Annotated in this window: 28 protein-coding genes and 3 tRNA genes; 29 read left to right on the plus strand and 2 right to left on the minus strand. The window is 62.7% G+C overall.

What is annotated here, in order from left to right; translation table 11 throughout:
- Positions 1-110: 110 nt before the first annotated feature.
- The 6 genes from alaS to ACYJSS_RS08455 all read left to right on the plus strand — a co-directional run bounded on the left by alaS (position 111) and on the right by ACYJSS_RS08455 (position 4,927).
- Positions 111-2,732: an alanine--tRNA ligase gene (gene alaS / locus ACYJSS_RS08430; RefSeq protein ID WP_111261885.1), complete on the plus strand. Its 2,622-nt coding sequence runs from the start codon at positions 111-113 to the stop codon at positions 2,730-2,732.
- Between the two features lie 101 nt (positions 2,733-2,833).
- Positions 2,834-4,069 (plus strand): aspartate kinase, encoded by a 1,236-nt coding sequence (locus ACYJSS_RS08435; RefSeq protein WP_111261886.1) that lies wholly within the window; start codon positions 2,834-2,836, stop codon positions 4,067-4,069.
- A gap of 187 nt (positions 4,070-4,256) precedes the next feature.
- The gene (gene csrA, locus ACYJSS_RS08440) at positions 4,257-4,442 is read left to right on the plus strand and encodes a carbon storage regulator CsrA (RefSeq protein ID WP_003283978.1); all 186 of its coding nucleotides are present in this window, start codon (positions 4,257-4,259) and stop codon (positions 4,440-4,442) included.
- A gap of 61 nt (positions 4,443-4,503) precedes the next feature.
- A tRNA-Ser gene (locus ACYJSS_RS08445) sits at positions 4,504-4,594 on the plus strand.
- Positions 4,595-4,701: 107 nt separating this feature from the next.
- Positions 4,702-4,778, plus strand: a tRNA-Arg gene (locus tag ACYJSS_RS08450).
- Positions 4,779-4,850: 72 nt separating this feature from the next.
- A tRNA-Arg gene (locus ACYJSS_RS08455) sits at positions 4,851-4,927 on the plus strand.
- Positions 4,928-5,149: 222 nt separating this feature from the next.
- On the opposite strand, the gene ACYJSS_RS08460 is transcribed toward ACYJSS_RS08455, so the two are convergent.
- A complete protein-coding gene (locus tag ACYJSS_RS08460) occupies positions 5,150-5,860 on the minus strand; it encodes an XRE family transcriptional regulator (RefSeq protein ID WP_111261887.1) in 711 nt (236 codons plus the stop codon).
- 191 nt (positions 5,861-6,051) lie between these two features.
- Here ACYJSS_RS08460 and ACYJSS_RS08465 point away from each other — a divergent pair, with 191 nt between their 5' ends.
- The 23 genes from ACYJSS_RS08465 (at position 6,052) to ACYJSS_RS08575 (ending at position 24,481) form a co-directional block, all read left to right on the plus strand.
- Positions 6,052-6,582, plus strand: coding sequence for a hypothetical protein (locus ACYJSS_RS08465; RefSeq protein ID WP_111261888.1), 531 nt, complete (start codon positions 6,052-6,054; stop codon positions 6,580-6,582).
- A 169-nt stretch (positions 6,583-6,751) separates the two neighbouring features.
- Entirely contained in the window at positions 6,752-7,126 is a 375-nt protein-coding gene (locus ACYJSS_RS08470; protein WP_111261889.1) for a putative holin, read from the plus strand.
- Complete coding sequence (locus ACYJSS_RS08475; RefSeq protein WP_111261890.1) at positions 7,119-7,394, plus strand: phage holin family protein; 276 nt, start codon at positions 7,119-7,121, stop codon at positions 7,392-7,394. The genes ACYJSS_RS08470 and ACYJSS_RS08475 overlap by 8 nt, the downstream gene beginning before the upstream one ends.
- Positions 7,395-7,495: 101 nt before the next feature.
- The gene (locus tag ACYJSS_RS08480) at positions 7,496-8,029 is read left to right on the plus strand and encodes a phage neck terminator protein (RefSeq protein ID WP_178082962.1); all 534 of its coding nucleotides are present in this window, start codon (positions 7,496-7,498) and stop codon (positions 8,027-8,029) included.
- Between the two features lies 1 nt (position 8,030).
- Positions 8,031-9,530 carry a DUF3383 domain-containing protein gene (locus ACYJSS_RS08485; protein WP_111261891.1) on the plus strand — a complete coding sequence of 500 codons (1,500 nt, stop codon included), beginning with the start codon at positions 8,031-8,033 and terminating at the stop codon, positions 9,528-9,530.
- Positions 9,531-9,592: 62 nt separating this feature from the next.
- Entirely contained in the window at positions 9,593-10,024 is a 432-nt protein-coding gene (locus ACYJSS_RS08490; protein WP_021218484.1) for a phage structural protein, read from the plus strand.
- A gap of 2 nt (positions 10,025-10,026) precedes the next feature.
- Entirely contained in the window at positions 10,027-10,434 is a 408-nt protein-coding gene (locus ACYJSS_RS08495) for a phage tail assembly chaperone (RefSeq protein ID WP_021218485.1), read from the plus strand.
- A gap of 150 nt (positions 10,435-10,584) precedes the next feature.
- Positions 10,585-11,988: a hypothetical protein gene (locus ACYJSS_RS08500; RefSeq protein ID WP_111261893.1), complete on the plus strand. Its 1,404-nt coding sequence runs from the start codon at positions 10,585-10,587 to the stop codon at positions 11,986-11,988.
- Positions 11,989-11,997: 9 nt separating this feature from the next.
- On the plus strand, positions 11,998-12,756 hold the full coding sequence (locus ACYJSS_RS08505) for a phage baseplate protein (protein WP_111261894.1): 759 nt from the start codon (positions 11,998-12,000) through the stop codon (positions 12,754-12,756).
- Positions 12,753-13,070, plus strand: a complete 318-nt coding sequence (locus ACYJSS_RS08510; protein WP_111261895.1) for a phage baseplate plug family protein — start codon at positions 12,753-12,755, stop codon at positions 13,068-13,070. Before ACYJSS_RS08505 ends, ACYJSS_RS08510 begins: the two co-directional genes overlap by 4 nt.
- On the plus strand, positions 13,067-13,918 hold the full coding sequence (locus ACYJSS_RS08515; protein WP_236206185.1) for a phage protein: 852 nt from the start codon (positions 13,067-13,069) through the stop codon (positions 13,916-13,918). Before ACYJSS_RS08510 ends, ACYJSS_RS08515 begins: the two co-directional genes overlap by 4 nt.
- A complete protein-coding gene (locus ACYJSS_RS08520) occupies positions 13,911-14,552 on the plus strand; it encodes a Gp138 family membrane-puncturing spike protein (RefSeq protein ID WP_236206186.1) in 642 nt (213 codons plus the stop codon). Before ACYJSS_RS08515 ends, ACYJSS_RS08520 begins: the two co-directional genes overlap by 8 nt.
- 10 nt (positions 14,553-14,562) lie before the next feature.
- Positions 14,563-14,916: a hypothetical protein gene (locus tag ACYJSS_RS08525; RefSeq protein WP_236206187.1), complete on the plus strand. Its 354-nt coding sequence runs from the start codon at positions 14,563-14,565 to the stop codon at positions 14,914-14,916.
- 65 nt (positions 14,917-14,981) lie between these two features.
- Entirely contained in the window at positions 14,982-16,127 is a 1,146-nt protein-coding gene (locus ACYJSS_RS08530; protein WP_236206188.1) for a baseplate J/gp47 family protein, read from the plus strand.
- Positions 16,124-16,762: a DUF2612 domain-containing protein gene (locus tag ACYJSS_RS08535; RefSeq protein WP_111261899.1), complete on the plus strand. Its 639-nt coding sequence runs from the start codon at positions 16,124-16,126 to the stop codon at positions 16,760-16,762. Before ACYJSS_RS08530 ends, ACYJSS_RS08535 begins: the two co-directional genes overlap by 4 nt.
- Positions 16,759-18,375 carry a phage tail protein gene (locus tag ACYJSS_RS08540; protein ID WP_021218495.1) on the plus strand — a complete coding sequence of 539 codons (1,617 nt, stop codon included), beginning with the start codon at positions 16,759-16,761 and terminating at the stop codon, positions 18,373-18,375. Before ACYJSS_RS08535 ends, ACYJSS_RS08540 begins: the two co-directional genes overlap by 4 nt.
- Positions 18,375-18,872 (plus strand): DUF4376 domain-containing protein, encoded by a 498-nt coding sequence (locus ACYJSS_RS08545; RefSeq protein ID WP_111261900.1) that lies wholly within the window; start codon positions 18,375-18,377, stop codon positions 18,870-18,872. The genes ACYJSS_RS08540 and ACYJSS_RS08545 overlap by 1 nt, the downstream gene beginning before the upstream one ends.
- Positions 18,873-19,113: 241 nt before the next feature.
- Complete coding sequence (locus tag ACYJSS_RS08550) at positions 19,114-21,081, plus strand: tail fiber protein (RefSeq protein ID WP_111261901.1); 1,968 nt, start codon at positions 19,114-19,116, stop codon at positions 21,079-21,081.
- Positions 21,081-21,578 (plus strand): DUF4376 domain-containing protein, encoded by a 498-nt coding sequence (locus ACYJSS_RS08555; protein ID WP_021218498.1) that lies wholly within the window; start codon positions 21,081-21,083, stop codon positions 21,576-21,578. Before ACYJSS_RS08550 ends, ACYJSS_RS08555 begins: the two co-directional genes overlap by 1 nt.
- 263 nt (positions 21,579-21,841) lie before the next feature.
- Entirely contained in the window at positions 21,842-23,149 is a 1,308-nt protein-coding gene (locus ACYJSS_RS08560) for a gp53-like domain-containing protein (protein WP_146603017.1), read from the plus strand.
- A gap of 65 nt (positions 23,150-23,214) precedes the next feature.
- Positions 23,215-23,844, plus strand: coding sequence for a glycoside hydrolase family 19 protein (locus ACYJSS_RS08565; RefSeq protein WP_111261902.1), 630 nt, complete (start codon positions 23,215-23,217; stop codon positions 23,842-23,844).
- Positions 23,841-24,224 (plus strand): hypothetical protein, encoded by a 384-nt coding sequence (locus tag ACYJSS_RS08570; protein WP_111261903.1) that lies wholly within the window; start codon positions 23,841-23,843, stop codon positions 24,222-24,224. The genes ACYJSS_RS08565 and ACYJSS_RS08570 overlap by 4 nt, the downstream gene beginning before the upstream one ends.
- Complete coding sequence (locus ACYJSS_RS08575; protein ID WP_111261904.1) at positions 24,221-24,481, plus strand: hypothetical protein; 261 nt, start codon at positions 24,221-24,223, stop codon at positions 24,479-24,481. Before ACYJSS_RS08570 ends, ACYJSS_RS08575 begins: the two co-directional genes overlap by 4 nt.
- Before the next feature lie 36 nt (positions 24,482-24,517).
- Here ACYJSS_RS08575 and bamE read toward each other — a convergent pair whose 3' ends face one another.
- Positions 24,518-25,027 (minus strand): outer membrane protein assembly factor BamE domain-containing protein, encoded by a 510-nt coding sequence (gene bamE, locus ACYJSS_RS08580; RefSeq protein ID WP_111261905.1) that lies wholly within the window; start codon positions 25,025-25,027, stop codon positions 24,518-24,520.
- Between the last annotated feature and the right edge of the window lie 297 nt (positions 25,028-25,324).

The following is a 25,324-nucleotide window of genomic DNA, read 5'->3' on the forward strand; positions in this document are numbered from 1 at the left end:
CGTTCGATAGTCGCTTTCTATCGCATAAAGGCACTATCCCGCAGGCACAGGGCCTATATAATGCGGCCCTTTGCCGGCGATTCGTGGCCGCAGTTTCCGTGGAAGAACCTATGAAAAGCGCTCAAATCCGTGAAGCCTTCCTGAGCTTCTTCGAAGAGAAGGGGCACACCCGTGTGGCCTCCAGCTCCCTGATCCCGGGCAACGACCCGACCCTGCTGTTCACCAACGCCGGGATGAACCAGTTCAAGGACTGTTTCCTCGGCCTGGAAAAGCGCGCCTACACCCGTGCCACCACCAGCCAGAAGTGCGTACGCGCCGGCGGCAAGCACAACGACCTGGACAATGTCGGCTACACCGCGCGCCACCACACCTTCTTCGAGATGCTGGGCAACTTCAGCTTCGGCGACTATTTCAAGCGTGACGCCATCACCTACGCCTGGGAATTCCTCACCTCGGAAAAATGGCTGAACCTGCCCAAGGAGAAGCTCTGGGTCACGGTCTACGCCAGCGATGACGAGGCCTACGACATCTGGACCAAGGAAGTCGGCATCCCCGCCGAGCGCATGGTCCGCATCGGCGACAACAAGGGCGCGCCTTACGCCTCCGACAACTTCTGGGCGATGGGCGACACCGGCCCGTGCGGCCCTTGCACCGAGATCTTCTACGACCACGGCCCGGACATCTGGGGCGGCCCGCCCGGATCCCCGGAAGAGGACGGCGACCGCTACATCGAGATCTGGAACAACGTCTTCATGCAGTTCAACCGCACGGCGGACGGCGTGATGCACCCGCTGCCGGCACCGAGCGTGGACACCGGCATGGGCCTGGAGCGCGTCAGCGCCGTGCTGCAGCACGTGAACTCGAACTACGAGATCGACCTGTTCCAGAGCCTGCTGAACGCCGCGGCCAAGGCCATCGGTTGTGCCAACGAAGGCCAGGCGTCGCTGAAGGTGGTCGCCGACCACATCCGCTCCTGCTCCTTCCTGATCGCCGACGGCGTGCTGCCGTCCAACGAAGGCCGTGGCTACGTGCTGCGCCGCATCATTCGCCGCGCCTGCCGCCACGGCAACAAGCTGGGTGCCAAGGGCACCTTCTTCCACCAGATCGTCGCCGCGCTGGTCGGCGAGATGGGCGACGCCTTCCCCGAGCTCAAGCAGCAGCAGGCACACATCGAGCGCGTGCTGAAGACCGAGGAAGAGCAGTTCGCCAAGACCCTGGAGAACGGCCTGAAGATCCTCGAGCAGGACCTGGCCGGCCTTTCCGGCAGCGTCATCCCGGGCAACGTGGTGTTCAAGCTGTACGACACCTACGGCTTCCCTGCAGACCTCACCGCCGATATCGCCCGTGAGCGCGAGCTGACCATCGACGAGGAGGGCTTCGAGCGCGAGATGGAGGCCCAGCGCCAGCGCGCCCGAGAGTCCAGTTCTTTCGGCATGGATTACAACAGCCTGGTCAAGGTCGACGGTGAGACCCGCTTCCTCGGCTACCAGGGCCACTCCGGTGCCGGCCAGATCGTCGCGCTGTTCAAGGACGGCCAGGCGGTCGACAGCCTCAAGGAAGGCGAGGAGGGCGTCGTCGTCCTCGACCAGACCCCGTTCTACGCCGAATCCGGCGGCCAGGTGGGTGACTGCGGTTACCTGGAAGGCGCCGGGGTGCGTTTCGACGTGCGCGACACCACCAAGGCCGGCGGTGCCTTCCTGCACCATGGCGTGGTCGCCCAGGGCAGCCTGAGCACCGGTGCTTCGGTCAAGGCGGAAGTGGCAGGTGACGTACGCCAGGCCACCGCGCTCAACCACTCGGCCACCCACCTGCTGCACGCTGCGCTGCGCCAGGTTCTGGGCGAGCACGTACAACAGAAGGGCTCCCTGGTGGACAGCCAGCGCCTGCGTTTCGACTTCAGCCACTTCGAGGCGATCAAGCCTGAGCAACTGAAGGCGCTGGAAGACATCGTCAACGCCGAGATCCGCAAGAACAGCGCGGTCGATACCGAGGAAACCGATATCGAGACCGCCAAGGCCAAGGGCGCCATGGCGCTGTTCGGCGAGAAGTACGGTGACCAGGTGCGTGTGCTGAGCATGGGCGATGGCTTCTCCGTCGAGCTCTGCGGTGGTACCCACGTGTCCCGCACCGGCGACATCGGCCTGTTCAAGATCACCAGCGAAGGCGGCGTGGCCGCCGGCGTGCGTCGCATCGAGGCGGTGACCGGCGCAGCGGCGCTGGCCTACCTGAACGGCGCCGAGGAACAGCTCAAGGAAGCGGCCGGCCTGGTCAAGGGCAGCCGCGACAACCTGCTGGACAAGCTCTCCGCTCTGCTGGAGCGCAACCGCCAGCTGGAGAAGGAGCTGGACCAGCTCAAGGCCAAGGCGGCAAGTGCTGCCGGCAACGACCTCGCGGCTTCTGCCGTCGACGTCAAGGGTGTGAAGGTCCTGGCCGCGCGCCTGGACCTGGACGGCGATGCGCTGCTGGCGCTGGTCGACCAACTGAAGAACAAGCTCGGCCGCGCAGTGATCCTGCTCGGCGGCGCGCTGGAGGGCAAGGTGACACTGGTCGCCGGTGTCACCCAGGACCTGACCGGCCAACTCAAGGCCGGCGATCTGATGAAGCAGGCCGCGGCTGCGGTCGGCGGCAAGGGCGGTGGTCGTCCTGACATGGCCCGTGGCGGCGGTACCGACGCCGTGGCCCTGGAGCAGGCCCTGGCCCTGGCCGTACCGTTCGTCGAGCAGGGTCTGTAAGACCCCGCCGCCAACGGCCCGCCCCACGCCCGGCGGGCCTTGGCAGTGTTCTGCGTTGATTGTTTAATGGGCGCCCTTCACGGGATTAGGCGGCTTTTGAAATGGCTTTGATCGTACAGAAGTTTGGGGGGACCTCGGTCGGCACCGTCGAGCGCATCGAGCAGGTGGCCGAGAAGGTCAAGAAATTCCGCGAAGGCGGCGACGACATCGTGGTGGTGGTTTCCGCCATGAGCGGCGAAACCAACCGTCTCATCGACCTGGCCAAGCAGATCAGCGATAAGCCGGTGCCGCGCGAGCTGGACGTGATGGTTTCCACCGGCGAGCAGGTGACCATCGCCCTGCTGGCCATGGCGCTGATCAAGCGCGGCGTGCCGGCGGTTTCCTATACCGGCAACCAGGTGCGCATCCTCACCGACAGCGCGCACAACAAGGCGCGCATCCTGCAGATCGACGACCAGAAGATCCGCAGCGACCTCAAGGCGGGTCGCGTGGTGGTGGTCGCCGGCTTCCAGGGCGTGGACGAGCACGGCAACATCACCACCCTCGGCCGTGGCGGCTCCGACACCACCGGCGTGGCCCTGGCGGCGGCGCTGAAGGCCGATGAGTGCCAGATCTATACCGATGTAGATGGCGTCTACACCACCGATCCGCGCGTCGTGCCCCAGGCCAAGCGCCTGGACAAGATCACCTTCGAGGAGATGCTGGAAATGGCCAGCCTCGGCTCCAAGGTGCTGCAGATCCGCTCGGTGGAGTTCGCCGGCAAGTACAACGTCCCGCTGCGCGTGCTGCACAGCTTCCAGGAGGGTCCGGGCACCCTCATTACCCTTGATGAAGAGGAATCCATGGAACAGCCGATCATCTCCGGCATCGCCTTCAATCGCGACGAAGCCAAGCTGACCATCCGTGGCGTACCGGATACTCCCGGCGTTGCCTTCAAGATCCTCGGGCCGATCAGCGCCGCCAATATCGAAGTGGACATGATCGTGCAGAACGTCGCGCACGATAACACCACCGACTTCACCTTCACCGTGCACCGCAACGACTACCAGAACGCGCTGCAGGTGCTGGAGCAGACCGCTCGCGAGATCGGCGCCCGTGAAGTCAGCGGCGACACCAAGATCGCCAAGGTCTCCATCGTCGGTGTCGGCATGCGCTCCCACGCGGGCGTCGCCAGCCGCATGTTCGAGGCCCTGGCCAAGGAAACCATCAATATCCAGATGATCTCCACCTCCGAGATTAAGGTGTCCGTGGTGATCGAGGAGAAGTACCTCGAGCTGGCCGTGCGTGCCCTCCATACCGCCTTCGAGCTCGACGCACCCGCCCGACAGGGCGAGTGAGGCATATAACGAAAGGCGCGGCTCACCCCGCGCCTTTTGTCGTTTTTGGTCGGCACTGTTGGAACTTTCCTTTTGCCAGTGCTGGTCAATACTTGGGTGGAGGCCCCTTGATAACGCATGGGGTCGATACCATTTCTTTTTTGCAGACTGTTTTGTCCCTGAACATTAAATCCGTGAGGAGAAAGGAATGCTGATTCTGACTCGCCGGGTCGGAGAGACCCTGATGGTGGGTGACGACGTCACTGTCACCGTGTTAGGCGTGAAAGGTAATCAGGTGCGCATCGGCGTCAACGCCCCGAAGGAGGTAGCCGTGCACCGTGAAGAGATTTACCAGCGCATACAGAAAGAGAAAGACCAGGAACCAAGCCACTAATTTTTCTGCATTTTTTGCTTTGCAAACGGGGAAAACATGGATATCATGCGCCCCGTGTTGCGGAGAGGTGGCCGAGTGGCCGAAGGCGCTCCCCTGCTAAGGGAGTACACCTCAAAAGGGTGTCGGGGGTTCGAATCCCCCCTTCTCCGCCATTATTAAGCGTTATAGAGATGTCAGCGGTTAGTTCGGTAAGTTGTTGAAAATTATCGAAAAAGCAGTTGACGAAGGTTTGAGATTCTCTATAATGCGCGCCCTACACGCACTCATAGCTCAGCTGGATAGAGTACCCGGCTACGAACCGGGCGGTCGGAGGTTCGAATCCTCCTGAGTGCGCCATACAGGATGCGGCGATCAAGGTCGGCGCATCGGGCAGTAACCAGTGGTGATCTGGTCTAAAACCACCGAAACGCACTCATAGCTCAGCTGGATAGAGTACCCGGCTACGAACCGGGCGGTCGGAGGTTCGAATCCTCCTGAGTGCGCCATACAAGAGAAGGGCCTGCAGCAATGCAGGCCCTTTTTCTTTGCGTCTGAAAAGTGATACGGCAGCGGCAAGCTTCAAGCCTCAAGCTGCACGCACAAGCCATCATGTCTTCGCCTCCCTTCTGCGCTGCCACTGCTGCGTGGCGAGCTGTGGTTGGGGAGGGTGGTGAGGCGGTAATGAAAAAGCCCGGCAATGGGCCGGGCTTCGCGTGAGGCGCGTGGGCTCAGAGCAGGACGGAGTACCAGAACACCCGGCCGATGATATTGATGTGCTCGTTGGCTTCGCTGGCCTCGTAGCGTTCGTCGGGGTGTTCGTCGCTGTTGAAGCTGCGCACGCGCAGGCCGCCCCCGGGCAGGCGGTAGAGCAGCTTCACGCGCAGCTGGCCGTCATGGTCGAAGGCGTACATGTCGCCATCCTTGATGGTACGTGAGCTGGTGTCGACGCCCACGGTGCTGCCGTCGGGCAGGACGGGCTCCATGCTGTTGCCGTTCACCGTCACGCAAGCTGCGCTGGCGGCATCGATGTTCTTCTTGCGCAGCGAGTATTTGCCGAAGCGCAGCTTGCGGCCGGTGGTCTGCAGCACGACCGTGCTGCCCTTGCCGCCGGACAGCTCCACCTCCTTGTAGAAGGGCAGCTCGATCTCGTCGGCGTCCAGTGGCGTGTCGTCGTCCCAGGGCTCCACGCCGCCGAACCAGTCGGCATTGCCAGGTTGTCGATTCATCCGGCCTTCCAGCATCTCTCCACGGCCTTCCGCGAGCCAGCGTGGGCTGACGCCGCAGATGGTGGCGATCTGGGTGGCGAAGCTGGTCGCGCGCGATTTGCCGCGCTCCAGGTCGGATATAGAGGTTTGTGTCATGCCGGCTGCGCTTGCGAGCTGTACCTGGCTCAGGTTGGCGTGCTTGCGGGCGGCCTTGATGCGGTCTTTGAGTTCCATGGGCGCAGAATAAGGGCGGACCTATGTCAATGCAAGTGCATAAATATAGATACTCCTATATAATTGGCACCAGAATTCGGCTGTCCCGCTGCGCCGCATCGAGTCCCAAGGCGACTCGGGAGAGCGGCGGAGCGGGGCGGCTTTCATCGTTCAGCCGGCCAGGGGGTCGGCCCATGGGAAGGGAAAACACAATGTTCCAGACGACAGAACAGGCGCTTGCGGTTGCTTACTGGATGGCTGAGCACAAGGCCGGCCCGCGTTCGTCGACGGCGATGGCCATCGACGTGTTGCGCGAACGTTTCGATACCAGCTTCGTCAGCAAGCTGCCCAGCGGCTTGAGCCCGCACGAATGGCAGGCGCAGTCGGTGATGACCATCCGCTTCGCCCAGCGCCTGCTGGCCGATCACCCGCTGGAGCTTGCAGTGGTGCAGGCCGAGTACGCTCATGGCCGTGATTTCGTGGTGGCTATTGCAGCCCTGCGTGACTGGCTTCGCCCGCAGGCGGACTCGGCCGAACAGCGTGCGGCGCTTGCACTATTGATGCGCATGTTCCGCCGCCCGCCGCACAGCATCCGCGAGGTCGAGCGGCTCACCGGCCTGTCCAAGAGCACCCTGCATCGCTGGGACCAGGATTGGCGCACCAAGGTCGCCGGCAAGCTGCGCGATGCCGTGGCGCGCCTGGAGGCGCCCATGTCCAGCGCGGGGATCGTGGTTGCGCATTGATGAGGAAAAATTTCTTTTAAAAAATGGCTTTTCCCATATTGACGATATGGGACGATAAAGGTAAGATAGCTCCAAGATCGAAATCAAACCAACTGAAGCCCGCACATCGCGGGCTTCGGCGTTTCTGGGCCTGGTGAAAACCGCACGGCCTTCAAGAAAGGAGTCTCCCATGACCGAGCCAAGTATTGCGGTCGCCATGGCAGGCGGGGTGGCTGGCGCCGGTGTCGCGATGATCGTGCCCGGTGTCGATGGCAATGCACTGATCGGCGGCTTCGGCGGCGCGATCTTCTTCGTAGTGTTCGCCCGTGACTATCAACCGCTTACCCGTGTGGGCTACCTGCTGGTGTCCTGGGTCGGCGGTTACTACACCGCCGTCGAGGCGGTCAGTCGCGGTATTTCGCAGACCAGCGGGGCGGTCGCCTTCGTCGCCGCGACGCTCTGCGTGACGGCGGGCGTCGGCCTGCTGGAATGGATGCGTGGCGGTCAGCTGCCATCCTGGTTGCGGACGATCCTGCGGCGCGGAGCGGGAGGCAAGGATGGATGATCCATTGGCCACCGGCACCCTCGTGGTCTGCGCGGCGATCTGCCTGCGACTGCTGACCTACCGGCGGCGTGGCTCACGCTTTCGCCCCGGCGTTTCACTCTGCGCCTACCTGTTGGCGCTCTGCACGGGCTGCCAGGCGCTGACCATCGCCCTCGGGCGCTACCAGGGCGAACACCTCTCGCCCTGGATGCTCGGCGTCCTGCTGATCCTGTTGTTCCTGGTGCTCCGGGCCCGCGGCAATCTCGCGCGGATCCTGCACCTGGGCTGATCGCCCCTTAGTTTCCAACCTACCCACCGCGACCCGAGAGGCAGCGGCGCGCACTCCTGCGCGCCGCTTGCCTGGCCGCACCTATTTACCAGGAGGACTCAATGACCATCACCGCCACGCGGCTGGATGTCGCCGCCCTGCGCGAGGCATTGCGCGGCCTGCTCGAACTGCCGGTCGGCGCGCTGATCGCGGCGGACCAGGCAGCCGCGCCGCCGTCCGGACTCTACGCCAGCCTGCGTGAAACGCAGTCGGCGGAGCAGGGCAAGTCCCGCCGCGAGTTCAACGGCAACAACGAACGGGAAACCGTCGTCACCAGCTGCGAGACCACCTTCGGCCTCGTCGGCTTCGGTACCGGTGCCCTCGACCTGATCCACGACGCGCGCTCGGTGCTGCAGTCGAGCCTCGCCCAGGACCGCTTGCGGCGCCTCGGCGTCGCGCTGCTGCGCCTGGCACCGATCGAAAACCTGTCCAGCGTCGAGGCGGGCGTTGCCCGGGAGCAAGCGCGCCTCGACCTCGTCCTCGGCCACGACCACCGCGTGACCCTGGAACAGAAACACATCGCTTCCTCGGTGGTGAGCGCCCACACCGATACGGGCCTCACCGCCACCCTCACAGTGAATCCAACGGAGACCTGATATGTCCCTTCCGCTTTCGCAGATCGTAAACGTACAACTCAACGTGCAGCCGGTATCCACCCCGCGCCGCGACTTCGGCCAACTGGCCCTGTTCACCCCCGAGGCCGGCAACGTCTTCATCGACGCGTCGACCCTGTACATCAGCTGCGCCAGCCAGGCCGAAGTCGAGGCCGCCTTCGGCAGCTCCTCGCAAACCGCCATCGCCGCCAGCGCCTTCTTCGCCCAGAGCCCGCGACCCAAGCAGTTGCTGGTGGCGCGCTGGCTGAAGTCGACCCGCAACGTGCCGGCGGTCAAGGCCGCCATCAATGGCACCCCGTTGCTGGCCACCCTCGACCAGTTGAAGGCGGTGAGCGCCGGCCAGCTGTCCATCACCGTCGACGGTGTGCGCCAGGACGTCACCGGCCTGAACTTCAGCGCCGCTGCCGATTTCGCCGCCATCGCCGCGCTGATCGACGCCAAGCTGACCGCCCAGGCCGTCAGCTGCCGTTATGACGCCGTCGCCAACCGCTTCATCCTCGACGCCGATGTCGCCGGCGCCGCCAAGGCCATCGGCTTCGCCCAGGACCTGGGCGCCACCGGCACCTACCTGGGTGGCCTGCTGCGCCTGGAGAACGGCATGGCGCAGAAGGTCGCCGGTGCCGATGCCCTGGTGCTTTCCGCGCAGACCCTGCCGCAGGCCTTCGCCGCGCTGCTGGACGTCAACGCCGGCTGGTACGCCGCCACCGTCGCCGCGTCCCTGACCGACGACGAGATCGAGCAGGCCTCCGCCTGGGTGCTGGCCGCCGACAAGAAGGTGTTCGGCGTCACCACCCAGAACCCGAGCCACCTGGAGAACGTCGCCAGCAACCCCTTCAAGCGGCTGGTGGATCGCCAGAGCCATCGCACCGTGGCGGTCTTCGACAAGAACGACCCCTATGCGGTGAACAGCTGGCTGGCCCGTGCGCTGTCGGTGAACTTCGCCGCCAACAACTCCACCCTGACCATGAAGTTCAAGCAGCTGCCCGGCATCAGCGCGGACAACCTGACCCTCACCGAGGCCGACAAGTGCCGCAAGCTGGGCCTGAACTTCTACACCTACTTCGACGAGTCGGCGATGGTCGCCGAAGGCACCGTCATCGGCGGTCGCTTCTTCGATGAAGTGCACATCCTCGACTGGTACGTCGACGCCGTGCAGAAGGAAGTCTTCGCCACCCTGTACCGCTCCCCGGGCAAGGTGCCGCTGACCGACGCGGGCGTCGCCCGTCTGCTGGCATCCGTACGCAAGGTCTGCCGCGAAGGCGTGAACAACGGCGCCTTCGCTCCCGGCGTATGGAACGGCGATCCCTTCGGCAACCTCGTCAGCGGCGAGCGCCTCGACGAGGGCTTCTACGTCTGGGCCGACAGCGTCGACAACCTGTCCACCTCCGATCGTGAGCAGCGCAAGGCGCCGCCGATCCAGGTGGCCCTGAAGATGGCCGGCGCCGTGCACTCGGTGGACGTGCTGGTCAACTTCGATCGCTGATCCCATCGCCAACCCATTTTTCGGCCCCTTCGATGGGGCCTTTTCTTTTCCGGAGATTTTCCATGGCTATCTATGACCAGAACCAACTGTCCGTCCTGATCAACGGCTACGAGATCCGCGACTGGGCCAGTGGCGCCGACGCCCTCAAACTGGCCTTCAACAACGCCGCCGGCACCCTGAAGATGGGCAGCAACGGCAGCGGCGTCTTCGTCGCCAACAACGACCGTTCCGCGACCCTGACCCTGAAGCTCAAGCAGCACTCGGCGGACAACAAGTACCTCAACGGCCTGCGCGCCCTGCAGGACGGCAACCTCAAGGCCTTCGTGCCGCTGACCCTGGAAGTGCGTGACCTGCTCAACGAAGACCTGATCAGCGCCACCAAGGGCTACTTCACCACGCGCCCCGAAGTGACCCGTGGCAGCGAGGCCAACGACATCCAGTGGGTCATCGTCTTCGAACGCGCCAACGTCAGCCTGGAACAAGGGGTCGCCTGAACATGAACGCCGAACATCGCATCAACCTGGATGGCATCTCCTACGTCATGCGCCCGGCCAATGCCATGCCGGCCTGGAACGCCCTGAAGAAGGCCGCGCGCCTGCTGCAGGGCGTAAAGATCGAGCGCGGCGAGGGCAGTGAGTCCCTGGCCATCGGCGCCATCCTCGCCAACCTGGGCGATCCGGTGGTGGCGGAGATCGAGACGCTCGTGCTCCAGCACGTCAATGCGCAACCGGAGGACGGCGCGGCTTTCCGCCTGGCCGACCGTGCCGACGCGCACTTCAACCAGCATCGCGGCCACCTGCTGCCGTTGCTGATCGAGGGGGTGAAATACCAGTTCGGTGATTTTTTCGCCGCCGCCATGCCCGCCCTGTCGGCGATTCTGCCGGGGCAGGCCAAGGCGGAGTAACCGACTGGTTCCTCTTCACCCCTGTCATGCGCCAGCTCTGCACCCTGCATGAGCTGCGCGCGCTCTACACCCTGGCTGACCTGTGCGACTTCCACGACGCGATAGCGGAGTGGGACGACGCACAGCGTCAGGCCCATGAGAGGCAGGCCAATGGCAGCAATTGAAATCGACAAACTCGGTATTGGCGTCGGCCTTTCGCTCGGCCTGGCGCGGATCACCAATAGCGTGAAGCAGGAGTTGAGCATCACCGACAACTCCCTCACGCAGAACATCACCAACCTCTACAGCTATGTAGACACCCTCAACGAGGTGCAGGAAACCGCCGCCAAGGCGAGCGACTCGCTGCTTTCCGTCGCCTCCGGAATCGGCGGCTTCGTCAGCACGATCGCCGGCTATATCGGCTCTGCCCTGGAGAGCCTGGATGGGCTCAAGAGTGGGCAGGACTCCCTCGGCGTGGTCAGCGAAAGCGACGTCACCGAAGCCCAGCGCTACGAGAAGGCCATGGACGGCCTCGACAAGATGCTGGAGGCGGTGAAGGTACGTGTCGCCCTCGGCATCGCGCCGCAGCTGAGTTATCTGGCCGAGGGCTTCCTGAGCCTGCTCGATGCCAACAAGGAGCTGATCGCGGCGGGCCTCTCCCGAACCATGGAGATCGTGGGGGAGGGCCTGGACGCCCTGGTCAACTTCGGCCGCGCGGTGGACGCCGTCGTGCAGTCCACCGTCGGCTGGGAGGCGACCCTGATGATGCTCGGCGCCGCCCTGGCCTGGGTCGGCCAGGCCACCATCCTGGCCTTCGCCGCCAACCCGGTGACCTGGATAGTCGCCGCCCTGATCGGCCTCATCGTGCTGGTCGACGACTTCATGACCTACCTGGATGGTGGCGAGTCGGCGCTCGGTGAGTTCTGGGCGCCGTTCAAGACCGGTCTGGAAGGCATCAATGAAACGCTGGCCGCCTTCAAGGCGGTGTTCGCAGCGTTCTGGGCGGAAAACGGCGAGACCGTGACGGCCTTCGGCAATGATCTGTTCACCATCATCGGCGCCAGCGTCATGCAGCTGGTCGCCATCTTCCAGATGTTCTTCGCCGCGATAAACGGCGACTTCGAAGGCGTCAAGGCAGCCTTCAGCAGCTGGTTCGAAGCGCTCAAGGCGCAGTTCGAAATCATCGGGGGCTTTATATCCAAAGCCGCTTCCTACATCGGTTTGGGAGGCGAAGAGGAGGGCGAGGCTGGAGCAACACCTCAGCCTGGTCCTGGGCGCGCGATGAAGGGGCCTGGCACGGGTGGCCTGTCCGCACTGATGGCCAACGGGCCCGGCCTCGTGGACGGAGCCAGCCAGTTGTCCGCTGGTGTGCAGGGCGCTCAGAGCCAGGCTGCGGCGGGTGTCGGCGTCCTGGTGATGCCGGCTCAGCCGGTCAGTAACAGCTACAGCCAGACGGTGACCGTAAGCGTGGCGGGGGACAACCCGCGCGAGATCGGACGCGAAGTGGCCGAGCAGGTCGCACGCAACCAGCAACGCCTGACCACTCACAACAACAGCAGCGAAATTAGGCAGTGAGGTGAATCAATGGTCATGCTGATCAACCGCCGTATCGGAACCTTGAGGCTCGATGCGGTGATAAGCGAAACACACAAATCCGACCTCAAGATCACCGAGAACCCAGTGGAAAGCGGTGCCAACATCGCCGACCACGCCTACGTGCAACCGCGCTCCCTGATTATCAAGGGCACCGTGGTGGAGCACTACGACCCTCTAGCCAACCTGCCCATCGACAGCATGCCGGGAGTGCGCAGCGGGCGAGGGTTCCTCGACAACATCCTGCCTGGCCTGCTCTCACCCCGCACTTCGCAGGGCGAGAGCCGTGCCAAGCGCGAACTGAAGAGCTGGCTGGAGCCCCTGGCGGACGGCACCAAGGCCCGTCCCCTGGCGCCCTGGATGCTGGAGTCCCAGCCGCTGTCGCGCTTCGACAGCTCGCCCAGCCAGTCACGCCTGCAGCAGATCTACCAATGCCTGCTGGATACCCAGAAGGCTGGCGAATTGCTGCAGGTACAGACCGGCTTCTACCTGTACAAGAACATGCTGCTGAGCACCATTGCAGCCACACAGACACTCGACGGCTCCATCGATCTGGACCTGACCCTGCGTGAGGTCCTGGTGGTGGAAACCCGCGTCATCAATGGCGTGGTCACCCCGGCCGCCGGTACCGAACGTTCCGGTCGCAGCGATACCCAGGCGGCGGCGAAGAAGCCCCAGGGCAAGACCACGCCCAAGGCGGACAAGCGCAATGAAAGCCTGATGCATGCCGTATTGGGGGTTGTCAGATGAAACGAATCCCCATCAGCAGCGAACCGCTGCAGGAGCAGAGCTTCGATTTCGCCGGGCGGCGCCTGCGCCTGACCCTGCGCTACAACAGCATCGGCGATCACTGGGCCTTCGACCTGCTGGACGAGTCCGACAACACCTGGCTGGCCCAGGGCCTGACCCTGGTGGTCGGCGTGCCGATGCTCTGGCGCAGCACCCTGCCGTTCTTCCTCTGGCTCGACGACCTCAGTGGCGTCGGGCTCGACCCCATGGGCGGTAAGGACATGGGCAGCCGTTGCCTGCTCTACATCGGCGAGAAGTCGGAGGTGCAGCCATGAGGCAGTTCGGCCGGCAATACCGCCTGGTGCTGGGCAGCGAGGAAAACGGCCTGGTGATCGACAGCCTGCGGGTGACGTTCGAGTTCACCAAGAGCATCGACAACACCCCCAACAAGGCCGAGATCCGCATCTGGAACCTCAACCGCGAGCACCGCGAATGGCTCTACGGCAGCGATTTCCGCAAGGTCTGGCTGTGGGCCGGCTACAGCGAGCTGCGCCTGCTCTACGCCGGTGACATTACCGCCGTGGCGCTGGAGCGCAAGGAGCTGGACAACATCATCGTGCTCACCTGCAACACCGGTGACACGGACATGCGCCAGGCGCGGGTGAGTACCACCCTGGCCGCCGGCAGTACCGCGGACGATCACGTGAAGGTCGCGGTGGCCAGCATGACCGGCACCGCGCCCGGGCAGGTCGTCCTACCCAGGCAGCGCCCGCTGCCCCGGGGCAAGGTGCTGTCCGGCTTGAGCCGCGACGTGCTGAGCGAAGTGGCGGCGGAGCAGGGGGCCGACTGGTCGATCCAGGATGGCGACCTGCTGCTGCTTCCCGCCGGCTACGTGCTCGACGACCAGGCGGTGTTCCTGTCCCAGGAAACCGGGTTGATCGGTGCGCCCAAGGAGATCAAGGGCGGCGGGCTGGAACTGACCTGCCTGATCGACCCGGCCCCCCGGGTTGGCGGCACGGTGCGGCTGAAATCCATCGAGCCGCGCTACGACGGCGACTACAAGATCGTCGCCATCAACAGCAAGGGCGATGTGATGGAAAAGGACTGGTACTGCGTGCTGTCGGTGATCGGCGGCGAGTTCCAGAAAAAGGAAGGCGACAAGGGAGGCAAGGGCAATGGGTAACTACGACTGGCAGACCCCGTCGATGGACAAGGCCAACCGCTCCACCATCGACGCCCGCCTCAAGCGCCTGCACACCGCGCTGCCCGGCCGCATCGTCGCCTTCGACGCCGCGCGCCAGGTGGCCAGCGTGCAACCGATGATCGAGCAGCAGCTCATGGATGGCTCGCGCCAGGCCCTGCCGCTGCTGCCGGACGTGCCGGTGCAATTTCCCCGGGGCGGCGGCTTCGTGCTGACCTTCCCGGTCAAGCCGGGCGATGAATGCCTGCTGGTGTTCAACGAACGCTGTATCGACGGTTGGTGGCAGTCGGGCGGCTCCTCGGAGCCGCTGGACTATCGCCAGCACGACCTGTCCGACGCCGTGGCGATCATGGGCATCAGCTCGTTGCCCCAGGTCGTCCCGGCCTTCGCCACCGACGCGGTGGAACTGCGCCGGCTGGACGGCTCGGCCTACGTGCGCCTGGACGAAGGCGGCACCCTGACGCTCGACGGCGCCAAGGTGCTGATCAAGTGCCCGGTGGTGTTCGAGGCCGGCATGACCGGCAAGGGCGACGTGGTCTCCAACGGCATCAGCCTGGAGCACCACCTGCACGGCCAGGTCATGGCCGGCCCCGGCGTCACAGGCGTGCCGCAATGAGGACATGACAATGAGAGTGAGACGAATAGACAAGGACGGCGACTGGACCTTCGGCCAGGGCCGCAACAACTACGCCGACGGCAGTGAGGGCGTGGCGCAGCGCGTGTGTACGCGCTTGCGTTCCTTCAACGGCGACTGGTTCCTCGACCTGGAACACGGCCTGCCCTGGCTGCCCCGCATGGAGCGGCCGGCGGACCTGGCGCAGATCGAGGTCGACATTAAGCGCTGCATCCTGACCACCGAGGGCGTGAGCGAGATCCTGGACTTCCAGATCAGCGAAAGCCCCGACGACAGGCGCCTGAGCATCGGCGTGACCCTGCGTGACAGCCTGGGCACCAGCCTGAGCACCAGCGTGCAGCGCTGAACGGCCGCAACCGCCGTTATACCGAAGCCCCACCTCGCGTGGGGCTTTTTCTTTGGAGAACCAACATGGGACAACTGACCAACAAGGGCTATGTCGGTGAACGCCTGGACAGCATCCTTGCGGATCTGGACCAGGGTTTCCGTGCCATCTACGGCAACGACATCGACCTTGCCCCCGACAGCCCGGACGGCCAGATGCTCGGGCTCATCGCCCAGATCCGCGCCGACCTGGAGGAGCTGGGCGAGGTCACCTACCGCGCCCTGGACCCGGACCACGCCAGCGGTGCCTGGCTGGAACAGCGGGTCGCCTACGCCGGCCTGACCCGGCGCCAGGCGCGCTACAGCTACCTGCGCGGCGCCGCCCTTACCGGCCGCGCCGGCACCCTCATTCCCGCCGGCTCCGTGCTGCGGGACATCAACCGCGGCCGCTGGCTGCTGGTCGCCGACACCACCCTCGGCACCGATGGCTCGGCTCGCGCCGACCTGCGCAGTGAGCTGCTCGGTGCCTTCAACCTGCCCGCCAACAGCGTGCTCACCATCGAGACGCTGGTGCTGGGCTGGGACACCGCCACCAGCCTGGCCGCCGCCGAAGTGGGCGCGGAAGAGGAGACCGACCCGGAACTGCGGGCGCGCTTCTACCGCAGCCGCTCCCGCCCGGCGCAGAACAGCCTCGACGGCCTGGTGGCGGCGCTGCTGCAACTGGCCGACGTGCGCCAGGTGGTCGGGCTGGAAAACACCGGCTCCACCGTGGATGCCGACGGCGTGCCGGGCCACAGCCTCAACCTCATCGTCGATGGCGGCGAGGAGCAGGCCATCGCCCAGGCGATCTTCCTGCGCAAGCCCGCCGGCACCGGCCTCATGGGCCAGCAGTCGCGCACCGTGGTGGACGGGCAGGGCGTGAGCCGCCTGATCCGCTTCGACCGCCCGGCGATGGTCGACTGCAAGGCCTTCGTCCAGCTGCGCCGGGATGCCGAATTCACCGCCATCGACGTTGCCGCGATCAAGGCCCAGCTGGCTCAGCTGGACTTCCGCATCGGCCAGGACGTGCAGCTCTCCCGGCTCTACAGCCCGATCAACACGGTGCAGGGCTTCTGGGTCGAGCAGCTGAAGATCGGCCGCCGCAGCGGCGCCCTGGCGGCGGACAACATCGTCATCGGCGTCCGTGAACGGGCCCGCTTCGCCCAGGCCGACATCGAAGTGGTGGTGCTATGAGCTACGACCGCCTGCTGATCTGGCAGTACCAGGGCAAGCCCCGGGCCGCCGCCACCGCCGAACTGCTCTCGCGACAGTTCGGCGATACCTGGCAAGGGCTGGCGGCGCTCCCCGAGGCACTGGACATCGACAACGCCGAAGGCGTGAACCTCGACCTGGTCGGCAAGCATGTCGGCCAGGGCCGGGTGCTGCCCGGCCTGGCGCCGCGCAGCCTGTTCGGCTTCTTTGAAGTGGCCGGCGCCAAAGGCTTCGGCCAGGGCAAGTGGTACCGCATGGGCGACCCGCTGGGTGAGTCGGCGGTGCTCGATGACGACGACTACCGCTTTCTCATCCGCTGCCGCATCGCCCGCAACTACCAGCTCGGCACCATCGAGGACATCAGCGCGGCGCTGCGCTTCATCTTCAACAGCGAAACAGTGGTCTTCGACCAGTACGACATGAGCCTGACGGTGGTCATCCGCACCGACCAGGTCAGCGACTTCAAGCGCTATGCGCTGAACACCCTGGACATCCTGCCGCGCCCGGCCGGTGTCCGCATCCAGTTCTACGTCGCAGTGCCCCAGCGGGCATTCGGCTTCCGTGGCGCCCCCGGCGCCCTCGGCTTCAACCAAGGAAAATTCGCGAGGTTCCTATGACGCAATACACCCGTCCCGACGAACTGGTCTTCGCTTCCGGCGCCAAGCCGGGCGAGCTCCAGAGCTTCCCCGACATCCCCCGCGGCTGGGGGGTGACCTTCGACCAGACCACCGGTGTTCCGCCGATGGAATGGTTCAACGCCCTGTTCAAGCGCAGCGATGAAGCCGTGCGCTACCTGCTGCAACGCGGCATCGGCGAGTGGTCCACCAGCGAGGACTACCCGACCGGCGCCCATGTGCAGGAGGGCGGCAAGGTGTGGAAGGCGAAGGTGGCGAACGTTGGTAAACGGCCGTCGATCAACCCCACCGAGTGGGTGGAGACGGCGCTGACCCGTGATGCCCTGAAGACACTGATTCAGGAGCAGCTAGGGGGCGGGACCCTCAACTTCGGCCAATGGCTCTGGAGCGCCGCAACGTCTGGCGCGCCGGCCAACGGCTACCTCGCATTGAATAATTCAACACCGGCCAATGCCACTGCGCTGCTGATCGCCAAGTCCAGCATCGAAGGGCTGGACTACAGCCGGGGCCTCAGCATCTTGCGGGCTGGGGACACCATCTGCTTCCAAAGCCGCGATGGCGGTGCCGTGGTTCATCGTTTCCGCGTTACCGGGGACCTGGTGGACAGCGGGACCTATCGTTCGGTGCCGGTGGTGTATGTCGGTGGGGCGGGTGGCGTGCCGGCGGCGAATGCTTCGCTGCAGGTGTTGCTGACGCCGGCGGGGGCTTCGGATGCGGCCCAGCCGCTGTTCTCCGTCATGTGGTGGCCCTATCGCTCGTCCGTTCCTGCAGGTTGGGTGCCCGCTGATGGTCAAGCACTGTCCCGGGCGACCTACCCCGACGCCTGGGCAGGCATCGTGGCGGTTCAAGTTCCGATAGTTGCGGAGTCGGCTTGGCTATCGACGCCAACAGAGCGTGGTCGTTATACCGCCGGCGACAACACTGCAACTTTCCGCGTACCGGACTACAACGGCAAGTCTGCTGGGACGCTGGGCGCTTTGTTCCTGCGTGGTGACGGCGCGCTCTCGATGGGTACACATGGCACGATCCAGGCGGATGCCCTGCAGGGACATTGGCATGCAATGGACATCGGTGGCCAGGCTGGCACTACCGCAATCAGTGCCTCGTCCATTGGTGTTTCAAACGGCACGCTTCCGTCGACCGGGGCAATCCGAAATCCGACAACTGACAACGTGAACGGTGTGCCTCGTACTGCATCTGAAACGCGCCCACTGAACGTGACGGGCTGCTGGATCATCAAGCTGGCGGGCAGCGTGACTAATGCCGGCAGTGTTGATGCATTGGCTCTGGCCTCAGCTTACGCAGCGCTGGTTACGCGTGTGGAGGCTCTCGAGGCGCGCCCGCGCACTTTGGGCGATGGCCAAACTTGGCAGAACCTGACTGCCAGCCGAGTCTCGGGCACGACTTACACAAACACGACCGGGAGACCCATCTTTGTGCAGGCGAGCATTACTACGGGCAGCGTAACTGCATATTGCAACGGCATATCGATAGTTCCGAACGGAATTTATGCGGCTTTTGTTGTGCCCAATGGGGGCACCTATTCAATTGCTTGGACTAATAACTTGAACGCAGTTTGGGCGGAGCTTCGCTAATGAAATTCTTTCGAAATACTCAAAGTGGCGAAGTGTTCGCCTACGAAAAAGACGGTTCCCAGGATCACCTGATCAGCAAGGAACTGGTACCCATGACTGCCGCTGAAGTCGAGCTGCACATCAACTCGGTCAGGCAACCGACTGCAGCCGATGTAGATATCGAGCGCGACCGGCGAATGGCTGCTGGCATGGAGTTCCAGGGAACGTGGTTCCAGTCCAGACCGAGTGATCACGAGAACATTCTCGGGGCCGCCCAGTTGGCTTTCATGGCCTTGGCTGGTGGCGCCAAACCGAGCAACCTGCGCTGGCTGGATGCTGACCAGGACTTCGCCTGGATCGCGGCCGACAACAGTCTGGTGACGATGGATGCACCCACCGTCGTGGAGCTTGGCAAGGCGGTGATTGCTCGCAAGCAGTCACTTATCTACGCGGGCCGTCAGCTGAAAGATATGCAGGCGATTCCCAGCGACTATGCCGACGACAAATGGTGGTCGTGATGGAGTCATCTAGTTGAAGTAACACTTATTTGCGGCCCGCACTTTGCGGGCCGTTTCTTTTCCGACTGACTCGTTATCGGTTTGTACTGAAGACTTGGCGTTCGTTGATTCGTTTTCGGTGGGGCACCTGACCACCTTTATTTCCGGGCGGTAGACCGAACCTGCAAAAGGGGAGGCGCCGTTCAACCACCTGGTAATCGCCAGTGGTTTTCTAGCAAACGAATCGAACGAGGTTTTATCCATGACTCAATACAATCGCCCCAATGAGACGGTCTTTGCTTCGGGTGCCAAACCCGGAGAACTGGAAAGCTTCCCTGACATCACTCGAGGTTGGGGGGTGACTTTCGACCAGACCACCGGCATCCCGCCAATGGAGTGGTTCAACGCCTTGTTCAAGCGCAGTGACGAAGCTGTGCGCTATCTGTTGCAGCGGGGTATCGGCGAGTGGTCCAGCACGGAGGACTACCCGATCGACGCCCATGTGCAGGAGGGCGGCAAGATCTGGAAGGCGAAGGTGGGCAGTGTTGGAAAGCGGCCGTCCCTCAACCCGACCGAGTGGGTCGAGACGGCGCTGACTCGAGAGGCTCTGAAAACGCTGATCCAGGAGCAACTGGGTGGCGGCACCATCAACTTCGGCCAGTGGCAGTGGAGCAGTGCCACCTCGGGTGGCGTAGCCAACGGTTACCTGGCGCTGAACACCACCAACCCGGCCGACGCCACATCGTTGCTGATCGCCAAGTCCAGCGCCGAAGGCCTGGACTACAGCCGCATTGTGGCCCTCTTGCGGGCTGGCGACACCCTCTGCGTCCAGAGCCGTTCAGGCGGCACGGTCGCTCACCGCTTCCGCGTCACCGGGGATCTGGTGGACAGCGGGACCTATCGCTCGGTGCCGGTGGTTTACGTCAGTGGCGCCGGAGGTGTGCCGACGGCCAATGCGCAGCTTCAGGTACTGATGACGCCGGCTGGTGGTACTGTTCCAGCGGCCAGCACGACGGACTCGCAAACCGATTTCAACGCAGTACTTGAACCGGGTTGGTATCCCCGGCTGCTCGGGGGGGCTGCTGGCTCGAGGAACGCTAATCATCCTGATGGCCAGGTAGCCATGCAAAAGGGCAGTGGTACGACCAATTACTACTGGTTACTGGTTGTTCGCTACTCCTCAAACCTAATCCAGGTTGCACTGCCCTATGTGAGTAGTGCCGACACTACGTTGGTGACGATGAAGTTTCGTCTTCTGGGGGGCGGTACCTGGTCTCCCTGGCGTTCGATTCTGCATGCAGACAACACACAGGGAACGGGTTTTCCCGCCGCTTCGGTGATGTGGTGGTCCCTCCGCAGCTCCATTCCTGCCGGCTGGGCGCCGGCAGATGGCCAACTGCTGAGTCGGGCTCTGTATCCCGATGTCTGGGTGACGGTGAGCGAAGGAAAAGTGCCTAAAACAACCGAAGCACTCTGGAGCAGTGATCCATCGCAACGTGGCATGTTCACGGAGGGCGATGGCAGTACAACGTTCCGGATGCCGGACTACAACGGCAAGGCGGCGGGGTCGCTCGGTGCTCTGTTTATGCGCGGTGATGGGGCACTATCCAGCGGTGCGTCTGGTTCGATTCAGGGAGACGCTATTCGGAACATAACGGGGGCGGGAGCGAAAATCATCGGTTCAGCCCCGACCGGCGCTTTTGGTTTTGAGAGTATCGGTAGTTCACCAACTGGAACCTCTAGCGGGACACTCCTGAGTTTTGACGCATCCCGTGTTGTGCCTACTGCCTCTGAAAACCGCCCTCTGAACGTTACTGGCTGCTGGATCGTTAGAATGGGTGGCGGTATTGCGAATCCAGGTAGCATCGATGCGGCTGCACTTTCCACAACCTATGCAACTCTGGTTACACGCGTAGAGGCTCTTGAAGCTCGCCCGCGCACCCTCGGAGAGGGCCAGGCTTGGCAGGATCTAAAGGCATCTCGTGCCACCAACACAACTTATACGAACACCACCGGGCGTTCGATAGCAGTGAGTGTCGCCCTATACGACAACGGCTCTTACGCCTCCTCCATATACGTCAATGGTGTGGTGATCGGTTGGTGGGATCAACCTACCGCTATCACGTACACCCAGACGTTCCTTGTCCCTCCGGGAGCGACCTACATGGTGAGTGGCAATGCTGGGTCGCCGAGCGGCAATACTCTTCAATACTGGGCGGAGCTTCGCTAATGAAATATTTTCGACATATACAAAGCGGGACGGTTTTCGCTTATGAGCAAGATGGTTCCCAGGATCAACTGATCGCTCGGGAACTTGTTCATATGAGTGCCGTTGAGATCGAGGCCCACCTGAACCCGATTCGGCGACCGAGACCGGTCGATGTAGACGTCGAGCGCGATCGCCGTATTGAGGATGGCATTGAGTTCGAGGGCTATTTGTTCCAGTCCCGGTCATCCGATCACTCGAACATCATCGAGGCAGCTCAACTGGCGTTTATGGCGATGGCCAATGGTATCTCGCCTGGTGATTTGCGCTGGTCAGACCCGGAAAGGGATTTTGTCTGGATCGCGGCAGACAATAGTCGGGTTCCCATGGACGCCCCAACGGTTGTGGCGCTCGCTAAGGTGGTTGTTGAGCGTAAGCAATCCCTGATTTACGCGGGGCGCCGATTAAAGGATATGGAGGTTATCCCGAGCGATTACACCGACGATAAATGGTGGGTGTAGTGGGCATGAACACTTAGCAATTTTTCGATTAAGGTACTGCTTGTTTCCGGCCCGCACTCTGCGGGCCGTTTTCATTACTGAACTGGCCGATTCGTTGTCGGCTTGTATCGAAGGCTTGGAATTCGTCGATTCGTTTTCGGTGGGGTGACTGACCACCTTTATTTCCGGGCGGCAGACCGAACCCGCAAGAGGGGAGGCACCGCTCAACCACCTGGCCTATTGCCGGTGGTTTTCTAGCAAACGAATCGAACGAGGTTTTATCCATGACTCAATACAATCGCCCCAACGAGACGGTCTTCGCCTCGGGGGCCAAACCCGGGGAGCTTGAAAGCTTCCCTGATATCCCCCGTGGTTGGGGCATTGCTTTCGACCAGACCGACGGCATTCCGCCGATGGAGTGGTTCAACGCGCTGTTCAAACGCAATGATGAAGCTGTTCGTTATCTATTGCAGAGGGGGATTTCCGAATGGTCGGCAACAGAGGACTACTCGGTAGGAGCCCATGTGCAAGAGAGTGGCAAGGTGTGGAAAGCCAGGGTTGCAAGTTTTGGGAAGCGACCATCTCTAACGCCTTCGGAGTGGGTTGAAACTGCATTGACCAGAGACTCTTTGATTACTTTGGTCCAAGAGCAACTTGGAGGCATTGGAATCAAGGTCCGAGTACGAGCGGCCAGCACCGAAAATCTCACCTTGAGCGGCCTGCAGACTATCGATGGAGTTAGTTTGTTAGATGGCGACCGTGTTCTAGTGAAGAATCAGAATTTGGAGGCGAATAACGGGATTTATGTAGCATCTCCTACCGCCTGGGTTCGCTCCAGCGACGCTGATAGTAGCGCCAAAGTACAGCCAGGGTTGCTGGTTCATATCGAAAGTGGAAGCTCCCAACTCAACAGCTTCTGGCAATTGATAACTGATGGCCCAATTACGCTGGGTTCTACGGGGATTGTGTTCGAGATGGTAGCGGGCTACACCGGTGTTTCTCCTGGCACCTATCGATCCCTTACCGTGGATCGTTATGGCCGGATAACTGGCGGTAGCAATCCAAGCACGTTGGCTGATTACAGCATCAGCGTTGCTACTCAGGCTGAGGCGGAGTCCGGCTCTGATAACTCTAAGGCGATGACTCCTTTACGAGTCGCTCAAGCAATCTATCTTAGGCTTGTTCAGGCGACTGAATCGGTTCTTGGTGTCGCTAAGACTGCGACTCAGGCCCAGACCAATGCCGGCACCGATGACACAACCATCGTTACGCCAAAAAAACTCCGAGCGGGGTTCTCTACGAGCCTTGGCGTTAACGGTTATATCGCTTTACCTACTTGGCTTGGGGGCGTGATATTCCAGTGGGGTTACTACAGCGGCTCCCTTGACGATCTGACCGCACTCATTACATTCCCAGTTCCCTTCCCCAACTTGAATATGAGTGTTTCCGTAACCGCCGATGGTGGGCAGTCGGGCGTGGGTTATTTTGTTACTGCGGGTGCGCAAAAAGTGAGTGCTGCACAATTTCGGTTGAATGGTTATGGAACAAACATGCCCACCAATGGATATCACTGGTTTGCAATCGGCTACTGATTTCTTGGGTCGATAATTTATTGATATGGGAGTGGGTTGGGGCTTTCAAAGGCAGTTGTTAATACATGAGCAAAATCGAAAATCTTTTACTACTGATATTTCCAAACGCCCGCCCCGAAGCGGGCGTTTTCATTTCCGCCCTTACCCCAGCAATGTCCCGCTTCTCCATCACCACCCCCGCCCGCCAATCCGCCTTCCTGGCCCAGTGCGCCCATGAGTCCGCTGGCTTCTCCCGTCTCGCGGAGAACCTCAACTACAGCGCTTCGGGTTTGGCGGCTACCTGGCCAGGTCGGTTCCGTGGAGTGGATGGGCAGCCCAATGCGTTGGCGCTGGCCTACCAGCGGCGGCCGGCTGTAATCGCCAACCATGTCTATGCCAATCGCATGGGCAATGGCGATGAGGAGTCTGGTGATGGCTGGCGCTTCCGTGGGCGAGGTCTGTTGCAGATCACCGGGCGCGGGATGTATCAGCGTTGCGGTGATGCTTTGGGGCTGCCGCTGCTGGAGCAACCGGATCTGCTGCTGCAGCCGGAGCCGGCGGTGTTGTCCGCCGCCTGGTTCTGGCAATCCAATGGTTTGAATGCTCTGGCCGATGCGGGAGATTTCGAAGCCATTACCCGCCGTATCAACGGTGGGCTGAATGGCCTGGCAGAGCGCAAGGCGCTCTGGCTGAAGGCTCGGGAGGCGCTGGAATGAACCTGCTTGCTTCCTGGAAGTGGCTGGCGTTGCCGTTGATGGCGGCGCTATTGATCGGGCTGGGCGCCTGGTGTTCTGCCCGCGTTTACCGCCCGCAACTGGACGCACTGAGGCAACAGCTGGCCGAGTCTCGTCATGGCGCCGAAGTCAGTCTGCTGGCGCTGCAAAAGCAGAATGCTGTCGTGATCGATCTGGAGGCCCGTGCTGCGGAGAGAGCCCACCAGGGTGAGTTGCTCCAGGCGCGGGCCAACCAGGCGGCGCGACAGGACTACACGGCAGCGGCCCGGGTGATGCTGGAGCCGCCACCGGAGGGCGTCGATGCCTGCGAGGCGGCGCGCCAGGCGTTTGCCGAAGAGCTTCGCCGGGAGCGTGCGCCATGAGAGTCGCCTGGCTGCTGCCATTTGCGCTGTTATCCGGCTGCTCCACCGGGGTGCAGCCTGCCCCTGAACTGGTCGAGGTCAAGGTGCCGGTGCCGGTCCCCTGCAAGGCGGTCGCCCCTGCGGTACCGGCGTTTGCAGTCGACTCGCTGGCGCTGGATGCGCCGATCGACCAACAGATGAAAGTCCTGCGTGCCGAGCGCTTGCAGCGCATCGGCTATGAGCGCGAGCTAATGGCCGCGCTCGAGGCCTGTCGCTGAGTACGACGGGCCTCTTCCTTCCTTTCGGGCGCTGTTTCAGCGCCCGCCTTTTACGCAGCCATGCTCGTCGAATGTAACGAGCTGGCTGCGTCCTTTTCCCTTCTTTGCAATGTATTGGTAGCGGGTCTGGCCGTTGGTACTGCTGACCTTGTCCGGCTTGCCGAGCATGCTTTCCACATCGCTCCGGGTCATCCCCGTTCTTACCTGTTTCTGCAGCATCGCCTGGCGCCGCTCCTGGCCGACGATCCGATTGCCGCAGCCATCCTGTCTTTCCCCAACTACTTCTATTTCCCGGGGCTTCTCGGCCTGTTCCTTCCGTGTGCTTCGCGTGATCCGTTCCACCTTCGCCGGTGGCAAAAGCGCCTGGCTGTCCTGCATGGACTCGACTCGTTCCCGTACTTCCACCAGTTCGTCATCGGGGCAGCCCAACTGGGTGAAGGTGACGTGCCCGTGTGCGTCCTCGCAGCGGTAGATGGAGGCCTCCAGCGGCGGGCTTTCGAGAGCGATATAAAGCAGAAGCGGCAGTGTGCAGAGCGGGGTGCGCATGGCGATGTCCTCCGTGACGGTAGCCTCCGAAGGTATCTGCTTTAATTTCCTCCTAACGGTGTCTCCATAGCGGGCACCGGCGTCGTACGGAAGGTGAAAGCGATCTCAGCTTTGTATCGCAAGCGATTGTTCTAGCCACGATTTTGTAACGCGCAAAATGACCGTCCGGTGTTATCATTGCGCAGTCAGCCTCGCCGAGGCTTTTGGACACCCCTCATGGACTTACCCAGTAGTTACTCAACACCGCATTTGCACGATCGCGTATTGACTGATTGACCCTCCTTGGCGTGCGCCGCC

It is taken from the genome of Pseudomonas sp. No.21, assembly GCF_054558415.1.

Bases quoted from the DNA above. Each gene is read 5' to 3' on its own strand.
- alaS (WP_111261885.1), top strand. From the start codon at position 111: ATGAAAAGCGCTCAAATCCGTGAAGCCTTCCTGAGCTTCTTCGAAGAG.
- ACYJSS_RS08435 (WP_111261886.1), top strand. From the start codon at position 2,834: ATGGCTTTGATCGTACAGAAGTTTGGGGGGACCTCGGTCGGCACCGTC.
- csrA (WP_003283978.1), top strand. From the start codon at position 4,257: ATGCTGATTCTGACTCGCCGGGTCGGAGAGACCCTGATGGTGGGTGAC.
- ACYJSS_RS08460 (WP_111261887.1), bottom strand. From the start codon at position 5,860: ATGGAACTCAAAGACCGCATCAAGGCCGCCCGCAAGCACGCCAACCTG.
- ACYJSS_RS08465 (WP_111261888.1), top strand. From the start codon at position 6,052: ATGTTCCAGACGACAGAACAGGCGCTTGCGGTTGCTTACTGGATGGCT.
- ACYJSS_RS08470 (WP_111261889.1), top strand. From the start codon at position 6,752: ATGACCGAGCCAAGTATTGCGGTCGCCATGGCAGGCGGGGTGGCTGGC.
- ACYJSS_RS08475 (WP_111261890.1), top strand. From the start codon at position 7,119: ATGGATGATCCATTGGCCACCGGCACCCTCGTGGTCTGCGCGGCGATC.
- ACYJSS_RS08480 (WP_178082962.1), top strand. From the start codon at position 7,496: ATGACCATCACCGCCACGCGGCTGGATGTCGCCGCCCTGCGCGAGGCA.
- ACYJSS_RS08485 (WP_111261891.1), top strand. From the start codon at position 8,031: ATGTCCCTTCCGCTTTCGCAGATCGTAAACGTACAACTCAACGTGCAG.
- ACYJSS_RS08490 (WP_021218484.1), top strand. From the start codon at position 9,593: ATGGCTATCTATGACCAGAACCAACTGTCCGTCCTGATCAACGGCTAC.
- ACYJSS_RS08495 (WP_021218485.1), top strand. From the start codon at position 10,027: ATGAACGCCGAACATCGCATCAACCTGGATGGCATCTCCTACGTCATG.
- ACYJSS_RS08500 (WP_111261893.1), top strand. From the start codon at position 10,585: ATGGCAGCAATTGAAATCGACAAACTCGGTATTGGCGTCGGCCTTTCG.
- ACYJSS_RS08505 (WP_111261894.1), top strand. From the start codon at position 11,998: ATGGTCATGCTGATCAACCGCCGTATCGGAACCTTGAGGCTCGATGCG.
- ACYJSS_RS08510 (WP_111261895.1), top strand. From the start codon at position 12,753: ATGAAACGAATCCCCATCAGCAGCGAACCGCTGCAGGAGCAGAGCTTC.
- ACYJSS_RS08515 (WP_236206185.1), top strand. From the start codon at position 13,067: ATGAGGCAGTTCGGCCGGCAATACCGCCTGGTGCTGGGCAGCGAGGAA.
- ACYJSS_RS08520 (WP_236206186.1), top strand. From the start codon at position 13,911: ATGGGTAACTACGACTGGCAGACCCCGTCGATGGACAAGGCCAACCGC.
- ACYJSS_RS08525 (WP_236206187.1), top strand. From the start codon at position 14,563: ATGAGAGTGAGACGAATAGACAAGGACGGCGACTGGACCTTCGGCCAG.
- ACYJSS_RS08530 (WP_236206188.1), top strand. From the start codon at position 14,982: ATGGGACAACTGACCAACAAGGGCTATGTCGGTGAACGCCTGGACAGC.
- ACYJSS_RS08535 (WP_111261899.1), top strand. From the start codon at position 16,124: ATGAGCTACGACCGCCTGCTGATCTGGCAGTACCAGGGCAAGCCCCGG.
- ACYJSS_RS08540 (WP_021218495.1), top strand. From the start codon at position 16,759: ATGACGCAATACACCCGTCCCGACGAACTGGTCTTCGCTTCCGGCGCC.
- ACYJSS_RS08545 (WP_111261900.1), top strand. From the start codon at position 18,375: ATGAAATTCTTTCGAAATACTCAAAGTGGCGAAGTGTTCGCCTACGAA.
- ACYJSS_RS08550 (WP_111261901.1), top strand. From the start codon at position 19,114: ATGACTCAATACAATCGCCCCAATGAGACGGTCTTTGCTTCGGGTGCC.
- ACYJSS_RS08555 (WP_021218498.1), top strand. From the start codon at position 21,081: ATGAAATATTTTCGACATATACAAAGCGGGACGGTTTTCGCTTATGAG.
- ACYJSS_RS08560 (WP_146603017.1), top strand. From the start codon at position 21,842: ATGACTCAATACAATCGCCCCAACGAGACGGTCTTCGCCTCGGGGGCC.
- ACYJSS_RS08565 (WP_111261902.1), top strand. From the start codon at position 23,215: ATGAGCAAAATCGAAAATCTTTTACTACTGATATTTCCAAACGCCCGC.
- ACYJSS_RS08570 (WP_111261903.1), top strand. From the start codon at position 23,841: ATGAACCTGCTTGCTTCCTGGAAGTGGCTGGCGTTGCCGTTGATGGCG.
- ACYJSS_RS08575 (WP_111261904.1), top strand. From the start codon at position 24,221: ATGAGAGTCGCCTGGCTGCTGCCATTTGCGCTGTTATCCGGCTGCTCC.
- bamE (WP_111261905.1), bottom strand. From the start codon at position 25,027: ATGCGCACCCCGCTCTGCACACTGCCGCTTCTGCTTTATATCGCTCTC.